Annotated in this window: 17 protein-coding genes; 9 read left to right on the forward strand and 8 right to left on the reverse strand. The window is 48.1% G+C overall.

The window, feature by feature from the left end:
- The 5 genes from dnaA to dps all read left to right on the forward strand — a co-directional run bounded on the left by dnaA (window position 1) and on the right by dps (window position 7,275).
- The gene (dnaA, locus tag EZV72_RS00005) at window positions 1-1,482 is read left to right on the forward strand and encodes a chromosomal replication initiator protein DnaA (RefSeq protein WP_137165326.1); all 1,482 of its coding nucleotides are present in this window, start codon (window positions 1-3) and stop codon (window positions 1,480-1,482) included.
- A gap of 31 nt (window positions 1,483-1,513) precedes the next feature.
- Window positions 1,514-2,617, forward strand: a complete 1,104-nt coding sequence (gene dnaN, locus EZV72_RS00010; RefSeq protein WP_137165327.1) for a DNA polymerase III subunit beta — start codon at window positions 1,514-1,516, stop codon at window positions 2,615-2,617.
- Window positions 2,618-2,706: 89 nt separating this feature from the next.
- Window positions 2,707-3,795, forward strand: coding sequence for a DNA replication/repair protein RecF (recF, locus tag EZV72_RS00015; protein ID WP_137165328.1), 1,089 nt, complete (start codon window positions 2,707-2,709; stop codon window positions 3,793-3,795).
- 9 nt (window positions 3,796-3,804) lie between these two features.
- Window positions 3,805-6,228: a DNA topoisomerase (ATP-hydrolyzing) subunit B gene (gene gyrB, locus EZV72_RS00020; RefSeq protein ID WP_137165329.1), complete on the forward strand. Its 2,424-nt coding sequence runs from the start codon at window positions 3,805-3,807 to the stop codon at window positions 6,226-6,228.
- 543 nt (window positions 6,229-6,771) lie between these two features.
- Window positions 6,772-7,275 (forward strand): DNA starvation/stationary phase protection protein Dps, encoded by a 504-nt coding sequence (dps, locus tag EZV72_RS00025; protein WP_137168600.1) that lies wholly within the window; start codon window positions 6,772-6,774, stop codon window positions 7,273-7,275.
- 78 nt (window positions 7,276-7,353) lie between these two features.
- Here dps and EZV72_RS00030 read toward each other — a convergent pair whose 3' ends face one another.
- The 3 genes from EZV72_RS00030 to glyQ form a co-directional block, all read right to left on the reverse strand.
- Complete coding sequence (locus EZV72_RS00030; protein WP_137165330.1) at window positions 7,354-7,794, reverse strand: hypothetical protein; 441 nt, start codon at window positions 7,792-7,794, stop codon at window positions 7,354-7,356.
- Window positions 7,795-7,864: 70 nt separating this feature from the next.
- On the reverse strand, window positions 7,865-9,937 hold the full coding sequence (gene glyS, locus EZV72_RS00035; protein WP_137165331.1) for a glycine--tRNA ligase subunit beta: 2,073 nt from the start codon (window positions 9,935-9,937) through the stop codon (window positions 7,865-7,867).
- Window positions 9,938-9,939: 2 nt separating this feature from the next.
- Complete coding sequence (glyQ, locus tag EZV72_RS00040) at window positions 9,940-10,845, reverse strand: glycine--tRNA ligase subunit alpha (protein ID WP_137165332.1); 906 nt, start codon at window positions 10,843-10,845, stop codon at window positions 9,940-9,942.
- A gap of 120 nt (window positions 10,846-10,965) precedes the next feature.
- Between glyQ and EZV72_RS00045 the strand changes: the two genes are divergently transcribed.
- Window positions 10,966-11,550: a DNA-3-methyladenine glycosylase I gene (locus tag EZV72_RS00045; RefSeq protein WP_137165333.1), complete on the forward strand. Its 585-nt coding sequence runs from the start codon at window positions 10,966-10,968 to the stop codon at window positions 11,548-11,550.
- 7 nt (window positions 11,551-11,557) lie between these two features.
- On the opposite strand, the gene EZV72_RS00050 is transcribed toward EZV72_RS00045, so the two are convergent.
- The 4 genes from EZV72_RS00050 to EZV72_RS00065 form a co-directional block, all read right to left on the reverse strand.
- On the reverse strand, window positions 11,558-12,007 hold the full coding sequence (locus tag EZV72_RS00050) for a DUF2489 domain-containing protein (RefSeq protein WP_137165334.1): 450 nt from the start codon (window positions 12,005-12,007) through the stop codon (window positions 11,558-11,560).
- 9 nt (window positions 12,008-12,016) lie between these two features.
- Window positions 12,017-12,490, reverse strand: a complete 474-nt coding sequence (gene yihI / locus EZV72_RS00055) for a Der GTPase-activating protein YihI (RefSeq protein WP_137165335.1) — start codon at window positions 12,488-12,490, stop codon at window positions 12,017-12,019.
- 25 nt (window positions 12,491-12,515) lie between these two features.
- Window positions 12,516-13,199: a class I SAM-dependent methyltransferase gene (locus EZV72_RS00060; RefSeq protein ID WP_137165336.1), complete on the reverse strand. Its 684-nt coding sequence runs from the start codon at window positions 13,197-13,199 to the stop codon at window positions 12,516-12,518.
- Between the two features lie 382 nt (window positions 13,200-13,581).
- Entirely contained in the window at window positions 13,582-14,205 is a 624-nt protein-coding gene (locus EZV72_RS00065) for a c-type cytochrome (protein WP_137165337.1), read from the reverse strand.
- A gap of 173 nt (window positions 14,206-14,378) precedes the next feature.
- On the opposite strand from EZV72_RS00065, the gene yihA reads away from it, so the two are divergent.
- Window positions 14,379-14,993: a ribosome biogenesis GTP-binding protein YihA/YsxC gene (gene yihA, locus EZV72_RS00070; RefSeq protein WP_137165338.1), complete on the forward strand. Its 615-nt coding sequence runs from the start codon at window positions 14,379-14,381 to the stop codon at window positions 14,991-14,993.
- Between the two features lie 437 nt (window positions 14,994-15,430).
- On the opposite strand, the gene polA is transcribed toward yihA, so the two are convergent.
- Window positions 15,431-18,187 (reverse strand): DNA polymerase I, encoded by a 2,757-nt coding sequence (gene polA / locus EZV72_RS00075; protein WP_137165339.1) that lies wholly within the window; start codon window positions 18,185-18,187, stop codon window positions 15,431-15,433.
- A gap of 413 nt (window positions 18,188-18,600) precedes the next feature.
- Here polA and elbB point away from each other — a divergent pair, with 413 nt between their 5' ends.
- Both elbB and EZV72_RS00085 read left to right on the forward strand, forming a co-directional pair.
- Window positions 18,601-19,254 (forward strand): isoprenoid biosynthesis glyoxalase ElbB, encoded by a 654-nt coding sequence (gene elbB / locus EZV72_RS00080; protein ID WP_137165340.1) that lies wholly within the window; start codon window positions 18,601-18,603, stop codon window positions 19,252-19,254.
- Window positions 19,255-19,379: 125 nt separating this feature from the next.
- Window positions 19,380-20,831, forward strand: coding sequence for a TrkH family potassium uptake protein (locus EZV72_RS00085; RefSeq protein WP_137165341.1), 1,452 nt, complete (start codon window positions 19,380-19,382; stop codon window positions 20,829-20,831).
- Window positions 20,832-20,847 lie beyond the last annotated feature (16 nt).

Genomic DNA, 20,847 nt, shown 5'->3' on the forward strand with positions numbered 1-20,847 from the left:
ATGTCCTTATGGAATCATTGTCTTGACCGTTTGCGTCAGGAATTGCCGACTCAGCAATTCAGCATGTGGATTCGTCCGCTGACTGTTGATGAGAATATTGAGACGGTAACTTTATTTGCCCCGAACCGGTTTGTACTGGACTGGGTCAGAGATAAATACCGGGACAAGATCACCGAGCTGTTTGCTGAGTTCTGCGGCCCTGAAGCGCCCCAGTTGCGTCTTGAGGTGGTGTCTAGAAACTCGGTGGGTAGCGCAGCAGTGCAGCAACCTGCCCGGGCTCCACAACCAGCCACTTCTGCCCCGGCGCAGCCCGCTGCCGGTTTTCAGCAACAGAGAACATCAGCCCCTAATGCTGCGCCGCAGGCTGCCAATATGTCTGGTGCGCAGACCAATGGTTATAGCGCATCTGCGCAGTCATCGTCGTCGCCCAGTGTGGTGCCGTTACCTGAGGCGATGCAGCACAAAAGTAATATCAACCCGAATTACCAGTTTGATAACTTTGTTGAAGGTAAATCAAACCAACTGGCGCGTGCTGCAGCAACTCAGGTGGCCAATAACCCCGGTGGTTCGTATAACCCGCTGTTTATTTATGGTGGTACGGGCTTAGGTAAAACCCACTTACTGCACGCGGTGGGCAATGGTATTGTGAATAATCGCGACAATGCCAAAATTGTATATATGCATTCAGAGCGTTTTGTTCAGGATATGGTAAAAGCCCTGCAGAATAATGCTATTGAAGACTTTAAAAAGTTTTACCGCTCGGTTGATGCGCTGCTAATTGACGATATTCAGTTCTTTGCGAATAAAGAGCGCTCGCAGGAAGAGTTTTTCCATACGTTTAATGCGCTGCTTGAAGGCAACCAGCAAATTATTCTGACCTCTGACCGGTACCCCAAAGAAATCGACGGGGTAGAGGACCGGCTTAAATCACGCTTTGGCTGGGGACTGACCATTGCCATCGAACCGCCAGAGCTGGAAACCCGAGTGGCTATTTTGATGCGCAAAGCCGCCGAAAACCGCATACACTTACCCAATGAAGTGGCTTTCTTTATTGCCAAGCGGCTGCGCTCAAATGTGCGCGAGCTGGAAGGGGCGCTGAATCGGGTTATTGCGAATGCGAATTTTACCGGCCGGCCTATTACCATTGACTTTGTGCGCGAAGCGCTGCGCGACTTGCTGGCATTACAGGAAAAGCTGGTCACGGTAGACAACATTCAAAAAACTGTGGCTGACTATTATAAGATTAAAGTGTCGGACATTTTGTCTAAACGGCGTAGTCGCAGCGTGGCCCGTCCCCGCCAGGTTGCCATGGCGCTGGCCAAAGAATTAACCAACCACAGCTTGCCGGAACTGGGTAATGCTTTTGGTGGTCGCGACCATACCACGGTGCTGCATGCTTGCCGTAAAATAGAGCAGCTTAGAGAAGAAAGTCATGATATAAAGGAAGACTATAAGAATCTGATACGGACCTTGTCTTCTTAACACTAAGAGCACGACGCGAGAAATAAAGCCGATGAAATTTACGATCAGCCGAGAACAATTTTTACAGCCGTTGCAAATGGTGTCTGGTGCGGTAGAGCGCCGTCATACGCTACCTATTTTGTCTAACGTACTTATCCGGGTAGACCAGGGAGCCCTGTGGTTAACCGGTACAGATCTGGAAGTGGAGCTGGTTTCCAGCGTTCAGCTGGAAGGCGATTTCACCGAGGGTGAAATTACCGTTCCGGCCAAAAAGTTATTCGATATTATTCGCGGCCTGTCAGACGGGGTGGATATTGTCTTTTCGGTTGATGATAACAAAGCGCTGATCCGGGCAGGGCGTGGGCGTTATACTTTATCAACGCTATCTGCCAATGATTACCCGAACCTGGAAGACTGGGAAAGAGAAGTCGAGTTTGAATTGACGGCCGGTGAACTGAAACATCTCATTGATAGCACACAGTTCTCTATGGCGCAGCAGGATGTCCGGTATTACCTTAACGGTATGTCGCTGGAAACAGAAGAGAATCTGGTTCGCACCGTAGCGACAGATGGTCACCGCCTGGCGTTGTGTCGTAAAGAGTACACGCAATCCAGTTTGCCAGTGCGCCAGGTCATTATTCCGCGCAAAGGAGTACTGGAAATCTCCCGGCTGATCAGTGATGACGAGGTGGCGATTAAGGCCATGATAGGCTCTAACCATATTCGTTTAGAAAGTGCGGCATTTATTTTTACCAGTAAGCTGGTTGATGGTCGCTTTCCTGATTATCGTCGCGTTCTGCCCCGGGACGGTGACAAAACCATTCTGGCCAGTAAAGCAGTGCTTAAAGATGCCTTCTCCCGCGCGGCTATTTTGTCGAATGAAAAATTTCGCGGCGTACGTTTAAATCTGGCTTCTGGCGAGCTCAAAATTACCGCTAACAACCCAGAGCAGGAAGAAGCTGAAGAAATCGTTGATGTAGACTATCAGGGCGATGACCTGGAGATCGGATTTAATGTGGCCTATCTGATAGATGTGCTCAATGCGCTCAATACCGATAAAGTGAAACTGACATTGTCCGATTCTAACTCCAGTGCATTGATTGAAGATGCTGAAGATGACTCGGCACTGTATGTCATTATGCCTATGCGGCTATAGCCATACACAATGGATAAAGGGCAGGAGGTTTCCTGCCTTTTTTGGTTTTACAGATCAGGTTTTCTTTCAATCATGTTGAGACCAATTTTATGAAACTGGACAAAGTCCAGCTCACGCACTTCCGCAATATTTCTTCTGCGACGTTACATCCTTCTAAAAGCCTGACTGTGATCACTGGCCGAAATGGTAGTGGGAAGTCATCATTACTGGAAGCGATTTTTTATCTGGGATTTGGTCGTTCATTCAGAACCAAAAAGCATCAGTCTGTTATTCGTCATGAACGGGATGGCTTCAGTGTTTTTGCCAGTGGCATTAATGAAGCGGGAGATACACTTAAAGTCGGACTGGAACGTCTCACCACCGATGCCTTTACCTGTTCAGTCAATGGCGAGCATTCTCATCGCCTGTCCGATTTAGTCAGTCTTATCCCTGTGCAGCTGTTTACACCTCAGAGTACAGATTTAATTCTGGGATCGCCCTCTGAGCGCAGAAAGTTTATCGATTGGGGATTGTTTCACGTGGAACATAGCTTCCATGGATTGTTTCAAACCTATACAAAACTGCTGCGCCAGCGCAATGCATTACTAAAACAACAGCAGCCTCTCAACCAACCACAGTATGCATATTGGCAGGAACAATTGGTAGCCACTGGGGAAAAGCTCAATTTACAGCGACAGAGCTATGTAGAGGCCTTAAAACCGGTATTTAATTCGATTTGTAGTGAATTTCTACCTGAGTTTTCTGTCGAAATTTCGTATCATAAGGGGTGGGAAAAAGATGCTTCACTGGTTGAAGCATTGAACAAAAAATCTGAGTATGACGCCAGAGTGGGTCACACGTCAGTGGGTCCGCATAAAGCGGATTTGCGTTTTAAGGTAAACGGAATAAACGCTCAAGAGATTCTTTCCCGTGGACAGTTGCGAATGGCAGTCGCTGCATTGCAACTTTCTCAAACAGCCTTGTTTTCTAAACAAACATCCCGCAAGAGTATTTTCCTGCTGGATGATGTAGGCGCTGAATTAGATCTTGATAAACGAGAGCGATTTATTGACGGGTTGCTGAACATGGATACACAGGTGTTTGTCACCGCCATCGAAAAGCAGCAACTCAACTTTGTAGATAAATACAATGAAAAAAAGATGTTTCACGTGGAACATGGGCACGTGGCAGAGGAGTAAAAGCTAATTATGTCAGAGCAGAATAACTACGACTCGTCCAGCATTAAGGTGCTTAAAGGCCTGGATGCCGTAAGAAAACGTCCTGGAATGTATATCGGAGATACCGATGACGGCACAGGTCTGCACCACATGGTATTTGAGGTGGTCGATAATTCAATCGACGAAGCACTGGCAGGCTACTGCTCAGAGATCGTGGTACAAATACACACTGATGGCTCTGTTTCAGTATCAGATAATGGTCGAGGAATCCCGACTGAACTTCACCCTGAAGAAGGGGTTTCTGCTGCAGAAGTGATTATGACGGTACTGCATGCCGGCGGTAAGTTTGATGACAACTCCTATAAAGTATCCGGTGGTCTGCACGGTGTAGGTGTATCTGTTGTTAATGCCTTGTCCAGACGCTTAAAGCTGCGCATCCGTCGCGGTGGCAAAACCCATGAGCAAGAATATCAACACGGTGTTCCACAAGCACCACTAGAAGCGATGGGCGAGACCGACAAATCTGGTACAGCAATACGCTTCTGGCCAAGCACGGATACCTTTACCAATGTCGAGTTTCATTACGAAATTCTGGCAAAGCGTCTACGTGAACTGTCTTTTCTGAATTCAGGCGTTGCGATTCGCCTGAAAGATGAGCGTGACGGCAAAGAAGATCTGTTTAAATACGAAGGAGGGATTCGTGCCTTTGTTGAGTATCTGAATCAGAAGAAAACACCGATGCACGACAAGGTGTTTCATTTCACCATGGAACGTGAAGAAGATGGTATTGCCGTTGAAGTCGCCATGCAATGGAACGACAGCTTCCAGGAAAACATTTTTTGTTACACGAACAATATTCCTCAGCGCGATGGCGGGACTCACCTTGCTGGCTTCCGTGGGGCGTTAACCCGCACATTGAACAATTATATGGAGTCAGAAGGGTTAAATAAAAAAGCCAAAGCATCAGCAACCGGTGATGATGCCCGTGAAGGACTGACTGCGGTTGTTTCGGTGAAAGTACCTGATCCCAAATTCTCGTCGCAGACCAAAGATAAGCTGGTATCTTCAGAAGTTCGCCCGGCTGTTGAGTCATCAATGAATGAAAAGCTGGCGGAGTTTCTGTTAGAAAACCCAACAGAAAGTAAAATCATTGCCGGTAAAATTCTGGACGCCGCCCGCGCTCGTGAAGCGGCGCGTAAAGCCCGTGAAATGACACGCCGTAAAGGCGCGCTGGACCTGGCTGGGTTACCGGGCAAACTGGCAGACTGTCAGGAAAAAGATCCGGCTCTGAGCGAACTGTATATCGTGGAGGGTGACTCTGCAGGCGGATCAGCAAAGCAGGGTCGTAACCGTAAAAACCAGGCCATTCTTCCACTGAAGGGTAAAATTCTGAACGTAGAAAAAGCCCGTTTTGACAAGATGCTGTCATCACAGGAAGTGGCCACTCTGATCACCGCGCTTGGGTGTGGTATCGGGCGTGACGAATATAATCCTGACAAATTACGTTATCACAGCATCATCATCATGACGGATGCTGACGTTGATGGCTCACACATTCGTACGCTGCTGCTAACATTCTTCTATCGTCAGATGCCTGAAATCATTGAGCGTGGTTATGTGTACATCGCTCAGCCGCCACTGTACAAAGTGAAGAAGGGTAAACAAGAGCAGTATCTGAAAGACGATGATGCTCTGACAGCATACCTGACTAATATTGCCCTGGATGGTACATCACTGCATACCAGCGAGGATGAGCCGGGCATATCGGGTGTTGGCCTTGAAACACTAGTGAAGCAGTATCAGGCTGTGGAAAAAATGATTGAGCGCTTGTATCGCTTAATGCCGCCAGCGATTCTGTATCGTTTGATTTATTCACCTACACTGAACCTGGCTGATCTTAAAGACGAAGCAACACTCAATGATGTGGCGGACAAGTTTGTTCAGAACCTGAATGATCGTGAAGTGGATGGGGCAACCTACCGCTACGAAATCAAGCGTGATGAAGAGCTTAGTGAGTACTACATTTCCATTATTATGCGCATGCATGGTATTGATTATGAGTACAGCATCGGTCATGACTTTATTGAGTCCAGCGAATATGGGCGTATCAAAGAGCTGAATGAATCCATCAACGGCATGATGGGCGATACCGCCTTTGTACAACGTGGTGAAAAGCGTCAGCCTATCGACTCTTTTAAAGCCGCCATTGAGTGGTTAATGAACGAGGCGAAAAAAGGCCAGTACATCCAGCGCTACAAAGGACTGGGCGAGATGAACCCTGAGCAGCTTTGGGAAACAACGATGGATCCTGAAAGCCGTCGTATGCTACAGGTAACCATTGAAGATGCCGTTGGTTGTGACCAGTTGTTCACAACGTTGATGGGAGATCAGGTTGAACCTCGCCGTGAGTTTATCGAAGCAAACGCACTGAAGGTAGAAAACCTGGACGTATAGTTTAAACGCTAACTCTTAGTAAAAAGCACCTTTTTTGAGGTGCTTTTTTTTGTGTGAAAGCAGGTTGTATTATATGTACACAGCTGCTGCTTCGTGGCGGTCTATGCCCCATGACACCGTTAATTAAACAACCAGATGTTTCACGTGAAACATTTTTTACTTTTCTATTCCCAGATTCAATCGTCACTTATTAACTGCAAACTTTATGTGTGCCAGACACTGTGGATGACATGCTGACAACAATCCAAATGTATGCCGGCCAGCAGGGTTAATAACAAATCACCCGGCTTTAACATGACAGCTTTTTCATCTTTATTGTCCATAAAATTTACACATTCTGTGCATGATTTTCTGCTGACAAAGTATTGGTTGTGTCTAAACAGTGGTTGTTCAATTTGCCTAAACCCACGTCATATATGGATTTTGTTAATGTTTGTGTTATCAGGCACAGGCGTTGCAACGTCATGAAGTAACTAATTAAAGTAACGTAATGGCTGTTTGCTGTTAACTACAACAGCCAGTAATGCATAGATAGGAGGAATGATGAGTAATATTGAGTTTACCGCTCCAGGAATGAATAACGAGTCAGCCAAGCAAACTATTTCTATACTGGAGCAGCGCCTGACAGCGCTGTTGGATCTTCAGTTAACCCTGAAACATATTCACTGGAATGTGGTAGGGCCTAACTTCATCGGTGTTCATGAAATGCTGGACCCCCAGGTGGACTCTGTCCGTGAGATGACAGATACGGTTGCTGAGCGTATTGCCACATTAGGCGGCGTACCAAAAGGCACACCAAAAGCGATTGTTGAAGGTCGTAGCTGGAGTGATTATGACTTAGGTAAAGGGTTAGTTACTGACCACCTGATCGCGCTTGATAAAGTATACAGTGGTGTGAACGGTGACCATCGTAAAGCCATTGCCGAACTGGGCGAAATCGATCCGGTATCTGAAGACATGGTAACAGGGCAGTTAGCCGGGCTTGAACAATTTCAGTGGTTTGTACGAGCCCACTTAGAATCTTCTAGTGGTGAGCTGAAAAGCTAATTAGATTTGAGATACAAAAAAAGCAGAACGGTTTGCCGGTCTGCTTTTTTTTGTTTAATTCTGTCAAAGATGACATGACTATTGGCGAGTCACTTCCAGCCTCAGTTCACTGCTACTGGCCGAAGCAAACGTAAAGCGATAGATACCTGTTTGCTGAGGAGTAAACTGAAGGTTCTCTGCATCACTGCCACATATCATATAAACCGTGGTGTCAGTCGTGACCGTCTGGCCCTGATACTTTGCGCCACAGGTCTGAGCGGGTGTCCACACTTTGTCTGACAGTTTAAAGTCATAAGGCTGACCGTCAGCAATCAGCTCAACATCCACATACCAGCCATCTGAACTTTGTTTTAACTGATACGCCGGACTGGCTTCCCACCAGTTAAACACGCCACGCAAAAATTGATTCTGGAATTTGATCTCCGGGGCGGTATTGATACCTGGGATCTGGTTAACAATGCTATTGCTTGAACATCCACTTAGCACAATAACCATTAATGCAATCAGCGACTTTTTCACTTTAATACCTCGCAAAAAAATGCCCGACAGATGTCAGGCATTGATGTCTAATCACTACTTTACTGACAAATCAGGATTTTGCCAGTAAAGAAATATCTGCTGTTTTCAAAAACAGACTGCGTAGCAGTAACAAAATAGCCAGACGATTTTGGCGTACCGCATCATCTTCGGCCATGACCATCACATTATCGAAGAAGTCATCAACCACACTGCGTAGCGTAGCCAGGGCTGCCAGAACATCATTGTAGCGTTGTTCTGATACGGCCTGTTCCACATCCGGCTGCACTTTGCTCAGGGCATCGTACAAGGCCTTTTCAGCGTCTTCCTGCAGCATCGCAGGGTTCACTGCATGTTCACCTTCAATGCCTTGTTTAGCCAGAATGTTTGCTACCCGTTTGTTGGCCGCCGCCAGCGCTTCTGCTTCATCACGCTGTTTAAACTGGGCTACTGCTTCAATACGAGCCGCGTAATCGGCAGGTTGGGTAGGGCGCCGGGCAGAGACAGCCTGAATCACATCGGTGCTGATTCCCTGATCCTGTAGCAAGGATACAAAGCGACCCAGTACAAAGTCCACAACCTGTTCACGGGCATCCTGATTCGTCAGTTTGTCGCCGTATACAGCCGCGGCTTTGTTCACCAGCGTGGTCAAATCCAGCGCATAGCCTTTTTCTGCAATAATACGCAGCACACCAATAGCGGCACGACGCAGAGCAAACGGATCTTTGTCGCCTTTAGGCAGCTGACCAATGCCAAAGATACCTACCAGAGTATCAAGCTTGTCAGCCAGTGAAACCGCTGCGCTGATATCCTGTGAGGGCAAATCATCTCCGGCAAAGCGAGGCATATATTGTTCATACAGTGCCTGCGCAATTTCTGCCGGCTCGCCGTCATTAAGCGCATAGTATTTACCCATGACACCCTGAACTTCAGTAAATTCCATTACCATTTCGGTCATCAGGTCTGTTTTGGATAACAAACCAGCGCGTTGGGCTTTGGCTTCATCAGCATTAATCTGGGCGGCGATAAAGCCAGCGAGCGCTGAAATACGCTCTGATTTTTCACGCAGTGTACCCAGCTGCTTCTGAAACAGTACTGAGCCGAGACTTTCCAGACGGCTTTCCAGGGTTTTCTTTTTGTCTGTATTAAAGAAAAATTCCGCATCGGCCAGACGTGGGCGAATCACCTTTTCGTTACCGCTGATAACAACCGAAGGATCCTGACTTTCGATATTGGTAACAAACAGGAAGGTATTGGCCAGTGAGCCATCTGCATTGAGCAGCGGTACATATTTCTGGTCATCCTTCATGGTGTAAATCAGCGCTTCTTTAGGTACGGCAAGAAAGGCTTCGTCAAATGAGGCGGTCAGTACAACCGGCCACTCTACCAACGCTGCAATTTCTTCCAGCAAGTCCTGATCATAATCTGGCTTTAATCCCAGTTGACCGGCTGTTTTTTCCAGATTTTCCTGAATGTACTGTGCACGCTCGTCAAAATCAGCAATGACATACTGCTGCTTAAGTGCTTGTGCATAGTTGTCGGCATGGTTCAGTTCTACCTGGCCATCGCCGTGGAAGCGGTGCCCTTTAATTACCCGGTCGCTGCTCATTCCCAGCGCTTTAAGTGGCACAATCTCAGCGCCGTATAATGCGGTCAGGGTGTGAACCGGGCGAATAAACTGGGTGCTATAATCGCCCCAGCGCATTGGCTTAGGAATCGGCAGTTTAGAAATTGCCTGGTTCAGCAAGCCTTCGAGCAGTGTGATAACCGGCTGGCCTGGTACGTTGGCCCGGTAAAGCAGCCACTCACCCTTGTCGGTCACCATGCGCTCAGCATCAGCAACGTCAATACCATTACCGCGGGCCCAGCCCATGGCTGCTTTGGTTGGATTGCCCTCGGCATCAAATGCGGCAGATACCGCAGGACCACGCTTTTCTACCACTTTATCCTGCTGGGACTCGGCCAGAGCGGTAACGGTGACAGCCAGGCGGCGGGGAGCAGCAAACCAGCTGACAGCTCCATAGGACAGATCGGCATCTTTAAGCGCCTGTTCCATATTGTCAGCAAAGCTCTGGCCCAGAGTTTTCAGCGCTTTTGGCGGCAGCTCTTCGGTGCCTAGTTCAATCAGTAAATTTTCTGTTCGCACGCTTATTGCTCCTTATTGCACAGCGGGAAGCCTAGTTCTTCACGGGCATTGTAATAACTCTCGGCACAGGCTTTGGCCAGAGTGCGCACACGCAGAATATAGCGCTGACGCTCGGTCACAGAAATTGCGTGACGGGCATCTAGCAGGTTAAAGGCGTGCGACGCTTTCATTACCTGTTCGTAAGCCGGCAGTGGCAGGTTGGCTTCAATCAGACGCTGACTGGCGGCTTCGCACTCATCAAACGTTTTGAACATGAAATCAACATCAGCGTGCTCAAAGTTAAACTTAGACTGTTCCACTTCGTTCTGGTGGAAGACATCACCGTAGGTCACTTTACCCATCGGGCCGTCAGTCCAAATCAGATCATAGATGCTGTCTACGCCCTGAATGTACATAGCAAGACGCTCCAGACCATAGGTGATTTCGCCGGTTACCGGCTTACACTCAATACCGCCTACCTGCTGGAAGTATGTGAACTGTGTGACTTCCATGCCGTTAAGCCAAACTTCCCAGCCCAGCCCCCATGCGCCCAGGGTCGGAGATTCCCAGTTGTCTTCTACAAAGCGAATATCATGCACCAGCGGATCAAAACCTAACTCTTGCAGAGAACCTAAATACAGTTCCTGAATATTATCCGGAGATGGCTTCATCATGACCTGAAACTGATAATAATGTTGCAGGCGGTTCGGGTTTTCACCATACCGGCCATCTGTCGGACGACGACAAGGTTGAACATAGGCACTGCTGATTGGCTCCGGGCCAAGTGAGCGCAAAAATGTCATTGGGTGGAAGGTCCCGGCGCCTACTTCCATATCCAGTGGCTGGATGATGACGCAGCCTTGACGGGCCCAATAATCCTGTAGTGCCAGAATTAACCCCTGAAAGGTTTTAATATCGTATTTCTGCATACAATTGGTGCTTCGCTAGTCTTTGATCAAAGGTGGCATAGTATACAATTTGTCAGGCACTGTATGTAGGGTAAAAAACCAAATGCGCATTAAATCGGCGCAGAAAACCACGGAGCAATAATGGAAAAGCAAAAACCACGCTGTGGCTGGGTCACCAACGACGACATTTACCGTGATTACCACGATACCGAGTGGGGCAGACCTGAGCGCGACAGTCAGGCACTGTTTGCCAAACTCTGTTTAGACGGGCAGCAGGCTGGTCTGTCCTGGCTGACCATTTTGAAAAAACGGGATAGCTACTACCAGGCATACCATAATTTTGACCCGCAGCGTATTGTGGCCATGCCGCAGTCCGAACTTGATGCGCTTAAAGACAATCCCGGCGTAATTCGCAACCGGCTTAAAATCAACTCTGTGGTGGCCAATGCAAAAGGGTATCTGGCGATAGAAAAGGAGCAGCCGTTTAGCGAGTTTATCTGGCAGTTTACGTCAGGCAAAACCGTAGTAAATCAATGGCAGTCGCAGTCAGAGGTGCCAGTCAGCACTGCTGAATCAAAAGCCATGGCAAAAGCGTTGAAAAAGCGGGGATTTACATTTGTGGGAGAAACGATCTGTTATGCCTTTATGCAGGCAGTAGGTATGGTCAATGACCATGTCACAGACTGCCACTGTTATGCAGCAGTCTGCGAGGAAGCGATTACCTGATGAAGACTTACAGGGCTTCGCAGTAGCTTTTTATGGCGGGCAACTCGTCCAGCACTTTGCTTTCATGCTCTGATTCGATTTGCTCGCGGGCGGTATCTTGTTTGCGCTTTTCCTGTTTGGAAAGCTTTTTACGCTCTTCAAGCACGGCAAACCCACTGACGGCGATAAACAGGGCATGAATATGCGGAAATTTCTGCCGAAAATCCGGCGGGCTGGCCAGTGGCAAGGCATTAAGTAAATTACAAATACGAATGGCTCCTTCTGACAACTCACACTGCTGTTGCTCCATGGCCTTGGCAATCAGAATAACACTCTCTTTGATTTTAGCCGTGCGCCCGGCCCGGGCCGCTGCTTGTCGGGCGTTTTGCTGCTTCAGCATAAACAGCAGACGCCCAGCGTACACGCCCAGAGCCAGAATAATAATTAACGCAATAATGATGGCGATAGTCCAAAGCATCGCTGCTCCTTACTTTTTAAAGTCGTCCATGCTGATAGCGTCAAGATCGTCCAAAGGATCGTTACTGTCATCATCTTCATCTTCACTGATGCCCATCAGATCACACAGAAAACGGTGACGTTCCATTTTTTCATCCACATACTGCTGTTCAGCGCGGCTGATGCTGATGTCCTGATCCAGTTTATCCAGTAACGCGGCCAATTTGTTGTCAGCTTCCAGCGCTGCCAATTCTTCAGCCGGCGAAGCATATTTACGGGCTTCTGCCTTGATCAGCTGAATCGGGCGCTTACTGCCATGGCGCGGGTCTTGAGCGGCCTTTTTGCCACCACTACGGCCTTTTTGCTGTTCAACCGCATTGCGGGTACCAGAAGGCTTTCCTTTACCTTTTTTCTTACCCTGAGGCACGGTGACGCGAGGTTTTCTGTCCGGGTCTTTTCTTACCCCTATCAGTCCTACTTTTCTGGTTTTCTTGCTACGAGGCATTCCACACTCTACTTGGTTACAAAGTTTATAGCTGTGTATTATAACTGTGCTTGTTCATTAATACGACATCAGAAGCCACCAGATGTACATCAAAGCCGTAATGCCGGCCAATATAATCAAAGGTGGCATCACTGAAAAAACTGACATGGGTTGGATCGTTTTTATAATGCCAGCTGGCAAAACGAGTCTGGTCAATCACACGCTTGGTCATGATGCACAACCAGCCTCCCGGCGCGACCAGTTCGCTGAGCAGAGTCAGTTCTTTGTCCGGTGTATGGAAATGCTCGATAGCTTCGGTACAGGTGACAAAATCATAGGTGTGATTGAATACGCTGGTGTCCGGGCTAAATAACGGATCGTATACCGCCATACAGTAGCCTTGCGCTTCCAGTAATCTGGCCAGTGCCGGGGCAGGGCCGCAGCCAAAGTCAAGGCCGTGTCGGGCGCTGTGAGGCAACTTTTCCATCAGCGGTGTCGCCGCTTTCATTAAAAAACGCTGATAACCAGGATCATCAGGGTTATTGTCATGAAGGGCATATTCCTGCTGCTCCTGGTTCAGTGTCGGGCGCTGTTCAGCAGCTACAAATACCAGTTTGCACCGCTTACACTGCCAGTAATCTCTGTGTTTATCCTGGTGATATAAAACCGGGGGTGACGGAGGAGATGATGTTTTATGGGTGGCACAAAGTGGGCATGGTTCACAAGTCATATTGGATGGCATCATAAAAAGCGTTAATCGTGGCGCAAAGAAAAAAGGCGATGACCGTAGTCATCGCCTTGATGTTTCAGTGTCGTATGACACTTCTCCCGTTTGCACTTCATGTGCTTGTTTTGCTTTCCTAGCAGTGTGCTCCACTTTTTCTTGTTTTTTACAGAGCGTTTCTATTTTTGTTTAAGGCCTTCCTGACACTTTATCCGTTCGTCCTTAACTCTTTTTCTTATTATTAGTAGTTTCACTATTTTTATTGTTATTTGTTTTGAGCCGTTTCATGTGCGGCTACCAAACTAGGGTAGTAGCTTACACGAAAGAAATTCAATTTCAACTGTGTATTTTACACTTATTTAACATTGCACTGTTCTTTAAGCATTTTTTAGTGTAAACCCGACAGATATTTAGCCATTGTATCGATATCTTCATCTGTCAGCTTCATGGCGATATCTCGCATCATGCCATTCATGTCGTTATTTCTGTCGCCACTTCTGAAAGCTTTCAATTGTGCAGCAATATATTCGGGGTGTTGTCCACTGATATCCGGAAAGCCAGCCAGTTGCATACCATTTCCCCGCGGACCATGACAGGCGATACAGGCTGCAATTCCCCGTTCCAGATTACCGCCGCGATAAAGAGCTTCACCTGCTTCTACAACTTCTTCAGGTGTGCTGCCCGGCTTGGGTTTCTGAGCTGCAAAATATGCACCGAGATCCAGCATGTCCTGTTGTGATAAGGGCGCTGCCATACCATTCATTACCGCGTTATTGCGACCTTCTTTACCACCGGTTTGCGAAGCCTGCTTAAACTCCTGCAACTGCTTAACAATATAATTAGCATGCTGACCCGCCAGGCTGGGATTAATAGGAATTGCACTATTACCATCCATACCATGACATGCTGCACATACGGTTGATTTTTGCTTACCCGCTTCGGGATCTCCCTGAGACTGAGCGGTGGAGCAAAAGCCGGCTGCCAGAAACACCATCAAACACAGTTTTTTCATAATTATCTTCCGTAAAGGATGCGCCTTTTACAGCAGCATCCGTGGTATTATTGTTGTGTAGCACAATTACTGCGCCAGAAGAACGACTTACATACTAAAGTGTTGATGTAAAAATGTACAACTCTGGCAACAATTTTCTTACAACGATATCAGCAGTATAGACGGATAATGAGATGACGTATTACACCCGAGCGAAGTTTTTAACCAGCGCCCCCGACATTCGGCACCTAAGCAAGAATGACGGCATTGAAGTGGCTTTCGCCGGTCGCTCTAATGCCGGTAAATCCAGTGCACTGAATGCACTTACCCGACAGAAAAACCTGGCCCGGACCAGTAAAACGCCGGGGCGTACCCAGTTAATTAACGTATTTGAACTGGACGATGAACGTCGTTTGGTCGATTTGCCTGGTTATGGGTTTGCCCAGGTGCCGATAGCGATGAAAAAGAAGTGGCAGGCCTCGCTGGGTGAATATCTGCAAAAACGTGAGTGCTTGCGTGGTTTGGTGGTAATGATGGATATTCGCCATCCGTTTAAAGATCTTGATCAGGATCTTATTTACTGGGCGGTAGATGCCAATATTCCCGTATTGGCTCTGCTAACCAAGGCTGATAAGTTAAAATCCGGTAAGCGAAAAGCTCAGCTGATGATGGCAGAAGAAGCCGCGCTGGCCTTTATGGGCAATGTGACAGTAAAAACATTCTCGTCTTTATCAAAGCATGGCTTGCCAGAGCTTGAGCGGATTCTGGATAGCTGGCTAGGACTCAATGCTGAGCCGGAAGACGTATAACCTGCGCCACAAAGAAAAATCCCCATCGCATAGGATGGGGAAAAGGACTGAGAGAAAACACATAAAAACCGATAATATAGAGTGGTCGGTTTACGATTTAGTTCCTGAAAACCTACTGATTTTTTGTTATTTTTTATAAAATTCTTTTAAATCAGTAGCCTGCCAGAAAAAATATCTCATTTTTATAAATTTCAGACATAAAAAAACCCCGGCAAAGCTGCCGGGGTTAAAGCAAAGGTTTGAAAACAGCTTTCTCACCTCTGTACCCTACACGCGTTAGAGTACAATAGTAGAAAAAAAACGCAAGTTATTTTCGTAATTTAATTACCAAAATCCGCTTTCTTAATCCATTAAATTATCAAAAAGTGTAATATTGTTACTGTTTCTGGATAAAAATCAGCAGGGTATCGCTACCCTGAAGATTAATTTCTACCGAATTAGTGTGCTTCATCCCAGTTTTCGCCGACCCCGGCTTCCACTTCCAGCGGTACTGACAGCGGCGCAGCCTGTTCCATCAGTGAGACGATTTTTTGTGTAGCTGATTCTACTTTGTCGGCTTTAATTTCAAATACCAGTTCATCGTGTACCTGCATCATCATATAGATATCATCACCGCCCTCCTGCTGAATCCAGTCGTCCACCTGAATCATCGCCATCTTTATAATATCGGCTGCAGTGCCCTGCATAGGGGCGTTGATCGCGGCGCGCTCCGCACCTTTACGACGCGCTCCATTGCTGGCTTTAATATCCGGCAGATACAGCCGGCGGCCAAACACGGTTTCTACATAGCCTTTTTCTTTAGCCAAAGCGCGGGTGTCATCCATATAACGCAATACACCCGGATAACGTTTAAAGTATAGATCCATATATTCCTGTGCTTCGCCACGGGCAATACCCAACTGACGTGACAGCCCGAAGGCAGACATGCCATAAATCAGACCAAAGTTAATCGCCTTGGCGCTTCGGCGCTGCTCGGCAGTGACTTCATCCAGTGGTGTATCAAAAACTTCCGCGGCGGTGGCCCGGTGAATATCTTTGCCCTGAGAGAAGGCGTCAAGCAGACCCTGATCCTGAGACAGATGCGCCATAATCCGCAGTTCGATCTGAGAATAATCCGCCGCCACAAATTTATAACCGTCTCTGGGGACAAATGCCTGTCGTACCCGGCGACCTTCTTCGTTGCGGATCGGAATATTCTGCAGATTAGGATCGGTTGAAGACAAGCGGCCCGTTGCGGTGACCGCCTGATGATAAGAGGTATGCACACGGCCAGACCGATGATTAATCATGTTCGGCAGTTTGTCGGTGTACGTATTTTTCAGCTTGGATAACCCGCGATACTGCATGATCATTTCTGGAATCGGGTACTCTAGTGCCAGTTCCTGTAATACTTCTTCAGAAGTGGAAGGAGCGCCTTTCGGGGTTTTCTTGACAATTGGCAATTCCAGCTTTTCAAACAGGATCTGCTGAAGCTGCTTAGTTGAACCCAGATTAAAGGTTTCACCAGCTTCCTCGTGAACCTGTTTTTCCAGCTCATCAATGCGCTTAGCCAAATCCTGGCTGTGCTGGGCCAGACGCTGACTGTCGATAAACACACCCAGCTGCTCCATCCGTGACAACACACTAGCCAGAGGTACTTCGATATCCAGTAATATCGTTTTCAGCTTTTCATCCGCTTCCAGTTTCTTCCATAAAACCTGATGCAGACGCAGAGTGATATCGGCATCTTCGGCGGCATACGGCGCGGCCTGATCCAGATCGATTTGGTTAAAGGTGAGCTGTTTGGCACCTTTACCGGCAATATCTTCATAGTGAATCGTATTGTGATTCAGATAAGCCAGAGCCAGAGAATCCATATCGTGGCGGCTGGCTGTACTGTTCAGTACATAAGACTCCAGCATCGTGTCAAAGGCAATACCGTTTAGCGTAATGTCGTAATTGGCCAGCACGTTTTTATCGTACTTTAAATGCTGGCCGACCTTTTTCAGCTGTTCATCTTCTAACAGCGGCTTGAACTGTGCCAGCACCCAGTCACGCTTCAGCTGTTCCGGCGCGCCCGGGTAATCATGTCCCACCGGAATGTAGGCGGCTTTACCCGGCTCAATACAAACAGAGATACCGACCAGTTCAGCTTCTTTGTAATTCAGGCTGGTTGTTTCGGTATCAAAAGCAAACAGCGGGGCGGCTTTTAATGCATCGAGCCATTTTGTAAAGTGCGCCTCATCGAAGATGGTTTCATACGCATCATGACTGATATCACTGGTCGATACCGTGGCTTCTTCGGTTTGTGCTTCGGCGCTTTCTGCCGCAGCCGTGGCCGAAACTTCATTTAGCCAGCGCTTAAACTCGTATTCAGCAAACAGTTCAGCCAGCTGTTCGTTGTCCGGCTCTGTGGGGGCGAGTGTTTCAGGGCAGAAGTCCATCTCGACATCCAGTTTGATGGTGGCCAGTTCATAAGACAACCGAGCCTGCTCTTCATAGTCGGCCATCTTTTTGGCCATAGTTTTGCTGCCCCGAAAACCCAGCCCGGCAATTTGATCCAGATTGTCGTAAATTGCGCTGATCCCGCCAATGCCATTAAGCAGAGCTTGTGCGCTCTTATCACCCACACCGGGCACGCCAGGGATGTTGTCGACTTTGTCCCCTTTTAGTGCAAGAAAATCGATCACCAGCTCAGGAGGGATACCAAACTTTTCTTTTACGCCTTCTACATCCATAGTGGTATTGGTCATGGTATTGATCAGCGTGACATGCTGATTCACCAGCTGAGCCATATCCTTATCGCCGGTGCTGATCACCGTATCGATACCTTTTTCAGTAGCTATACGGGCCAGGGTGCCAATCACATCGTCTGCCTCAACCCCGTCCTCAACAATGATCGGTAATCCCATTGCCCGGATGATGCTGTGCAGAGGCTTGATCTGACTACCCAGTTCCTGGGGCATTGGGGGACGATTGGCCTTGTACTCTTTATAGATCTCATCGCGAAAGGTTTTGCCCTTGGCATCAAATACCACCGCGATATGAGTAGGATTATATTGCTTTATCAGGCTACGCAGCATGTTGATCACACCATAGATCGCGCCCGTATCCTGTCCTTTAGAGTTGGTCAGCGGGGGGAGCCCGTGAAAGGCTCTGAATAAGTAAGAAGATCCATCCACCAGGATGAAAGGGGGTTTTTGAGACGTTGTCATAAGCCCTGATTAAGTCGACTGAAAGTTAGCGCAAAGGATGCCACAGCCAACAGGGGATCGCTACAAAGGAAGTATATAAAGGCGATCGCTTGTGGATAACTTTGTGATCATTTTTGAGCAGGATCACAGAAATTGATCGAACGCAAGCGTGATCATTTCTTCTAGACTAATAAATATGCGGGATTGAAAGTAGTACAAAGATAGCAACCTTGCTGTTTATTCTTCCCTGGCAATGTGGATAACTTAGTGGTTTTTATAATCGGTTGAATCAGCTCTCGCCAAAACGGTAGAGTAATGTAGCATATCGAAATCGGCTTTCTAAAGGGATATCTCAGAACTTTTTTTAACCGCTTTGTTTGTTTTTTAAACTATATCGGTATAAGCCAATTTACCCATCGGGACAGGAGAATAGTATGAAAAAAGTAGCAGTAATTTTAAGCGGTAGCGGAGTGTTTGATGGTACAGAAATTTATGAAGCGGTGATCACTTTACTGGCAATTCGCCAGCAAGGAGCCCAGTATCAGTGCTTTGCACCGGACAAAGACCAGCTACATGTGATCAACCATCTGACCGGTGATGTGGAAACCGGACAAACCCGCAATGTGCTTATTGAGTCTGCCCGGGTTGCTCGTGGTGAAGTCAAGCCGGTGACCGAGTGTAACCCGACTGACTTTGATGCTCTGATCCTGCCAGGCGGCTTCGGCGCTGCCAAAAATCTGTGTACCTTTGCTGTAGATGGCGCTGACAGTCAGCCTGATGCGGATGTGCTGGCTGTGTGTAAAGCCTTTGCCGAAGCGGGTAAGCCGGCCGGCTATGCCTGTATCGCCCCGGCGCTCGCCGCCTCGGTATACGGCAATGACACCAAGGTGACCATCGGGAACGATGAGGGTGCAGCCGAGGGAATTAACGCCATTGGTGCTCAGCATATTAACTGCGCCGTGGATGATATTGTGGTTGATGCGGCTGCCAGGCTGGTGACCACGCCGGCCTATATGCTGGCAGGCGATATTCTTGAAGCGCAGGCGGGCCTCAACAAGATGGTTGAAGCTGTGCTGGGCATGGAATAGGCCAGTACTAAAATAAGGCGAAAGGCTTTTCCTTTCGCCCGGTTCTTCGCATAATAGTAAAAAAGCCACACGCGCAATGCGTTATCCGTGGTAACGTTTCTAATAAAAACAAGGCTCAATGGAACATGCACTATCGTGCGATTGTACGCATACTGGGGCTGCTGGTCGCGCTGTTCAGCGTTACCATGGTGCCACCGGCACTGGTCTCTCTAATCTATCAGGATGGCAGTGGACTGCCGTTTATTCTTGCCTTCATTCTTTGTGTTATGACGGGCACTGCCATGTGGTATCCCAATCGTGAGCATCGCCAGGATTTACGAGCCAAAGAAGGCTTTTTGATTGTTGCCTTGTTCTGGGCGGTACTGGCCAGTTTTGCTGCCATCCCGTTCATACTGCTTGAACAACCCAGCATGACCGTAACCGACGCGTTTTTTGAGTCGTTTTCGGGGTTGACCACCACCGGTGCCACGGTTATTGAGGGGATTGAGTTTCTACCGCACTCCATTCAGTTTTATCGCCAGCAGTTGCAATGGTTTGGCGGTATGGGGATCATTGTTCTGGCCGTGGCCATTTTGCCTATCTTAGGGGTAGGGGGCATGCAGCTGTACCGCGCAGAGATGCCCGGGCCGGTGAAAGACTCTAAAATGACGCCGAGGATTGCTGATACCGCTAAACATCTTTGGTATATCTATCTGTCACTTACCATCGCCTGCACGGTTGCTTACTGGCTGGCTGGCATGGACTGGTTTGATGCGATCTGTCATTCATTCTCTACCGTTGCCATTGGCGGGTTTTCCACCCATGATGCCAGTCTGGGATACTTTGACAGCCCGCTAATCAATGTCATCTGTGCGGTATTTTTGCTAATTGCTGCCCTGAACTTCTCGTTGCACTATGCTGCGGTAACCTCACGGTCGGTGCGTAATTATCTGCACGATCCTGAGTTCAAAGCATTTTTCATCATTCAGGCCAGTCTTATCATTTTGTGCTTTCTGGTTCTGGTGCTAACCGGCTATTACAGTACCGCCGAGGAGGCCCTGGATCAGGCTATGATTCAGGCTGTATCGATCAGTACTACCGCCGGCTTTGCCACGACCGACTTTTCCTCCTGGCCGACCTTTTTGCCCATCATGCTGATTTTTGCCAGCTTTATTGGTGGCTGCGCCGGCTCAACCGGCGGTGGTCTGAAGGTCATCCGGGTGTTCCTGCTATTTTTGCAGGGCCGCCGGGAAATCGACAGGCTGATCCATCCCAAAGCGGTGTATTCTGTCAAACTGGGTGAGCGGGCCATGCCTGATCGGGTCGTCGAGGCGGTATGGGGCTTCTTTTCTGCTTACGCGATTGTGTTTGTGCTGATTATGCTGGGAATGATTGCATCAGGACTGGATAATCTCACTGCATTTACAGCCACCGCCGCTACCCTGAATAACCTGGGGCCGGGCTTAGGCAGTGTAGCTGGCACATATGCGGAGGTGAGTGATCCGGGAAAATGGCTGGCGGTCATTGCTATGCTGTTTGGCCGGCTTGAGGTGTTTTCCCTGCTAGTACTCTTTTCACCGACCTTCTGGCGCAGTTAATACCGCGCCATCATTT

Source organism: Salinimonas lutimaris, from assembly GCF_005222225.1.
Lineage (GTDB): Bacteria > Pseudomonadota > Gammaproteobacteria > Enterobacterales > Alteromonadaceae > Alteromonas > Alteromonas lutimaris.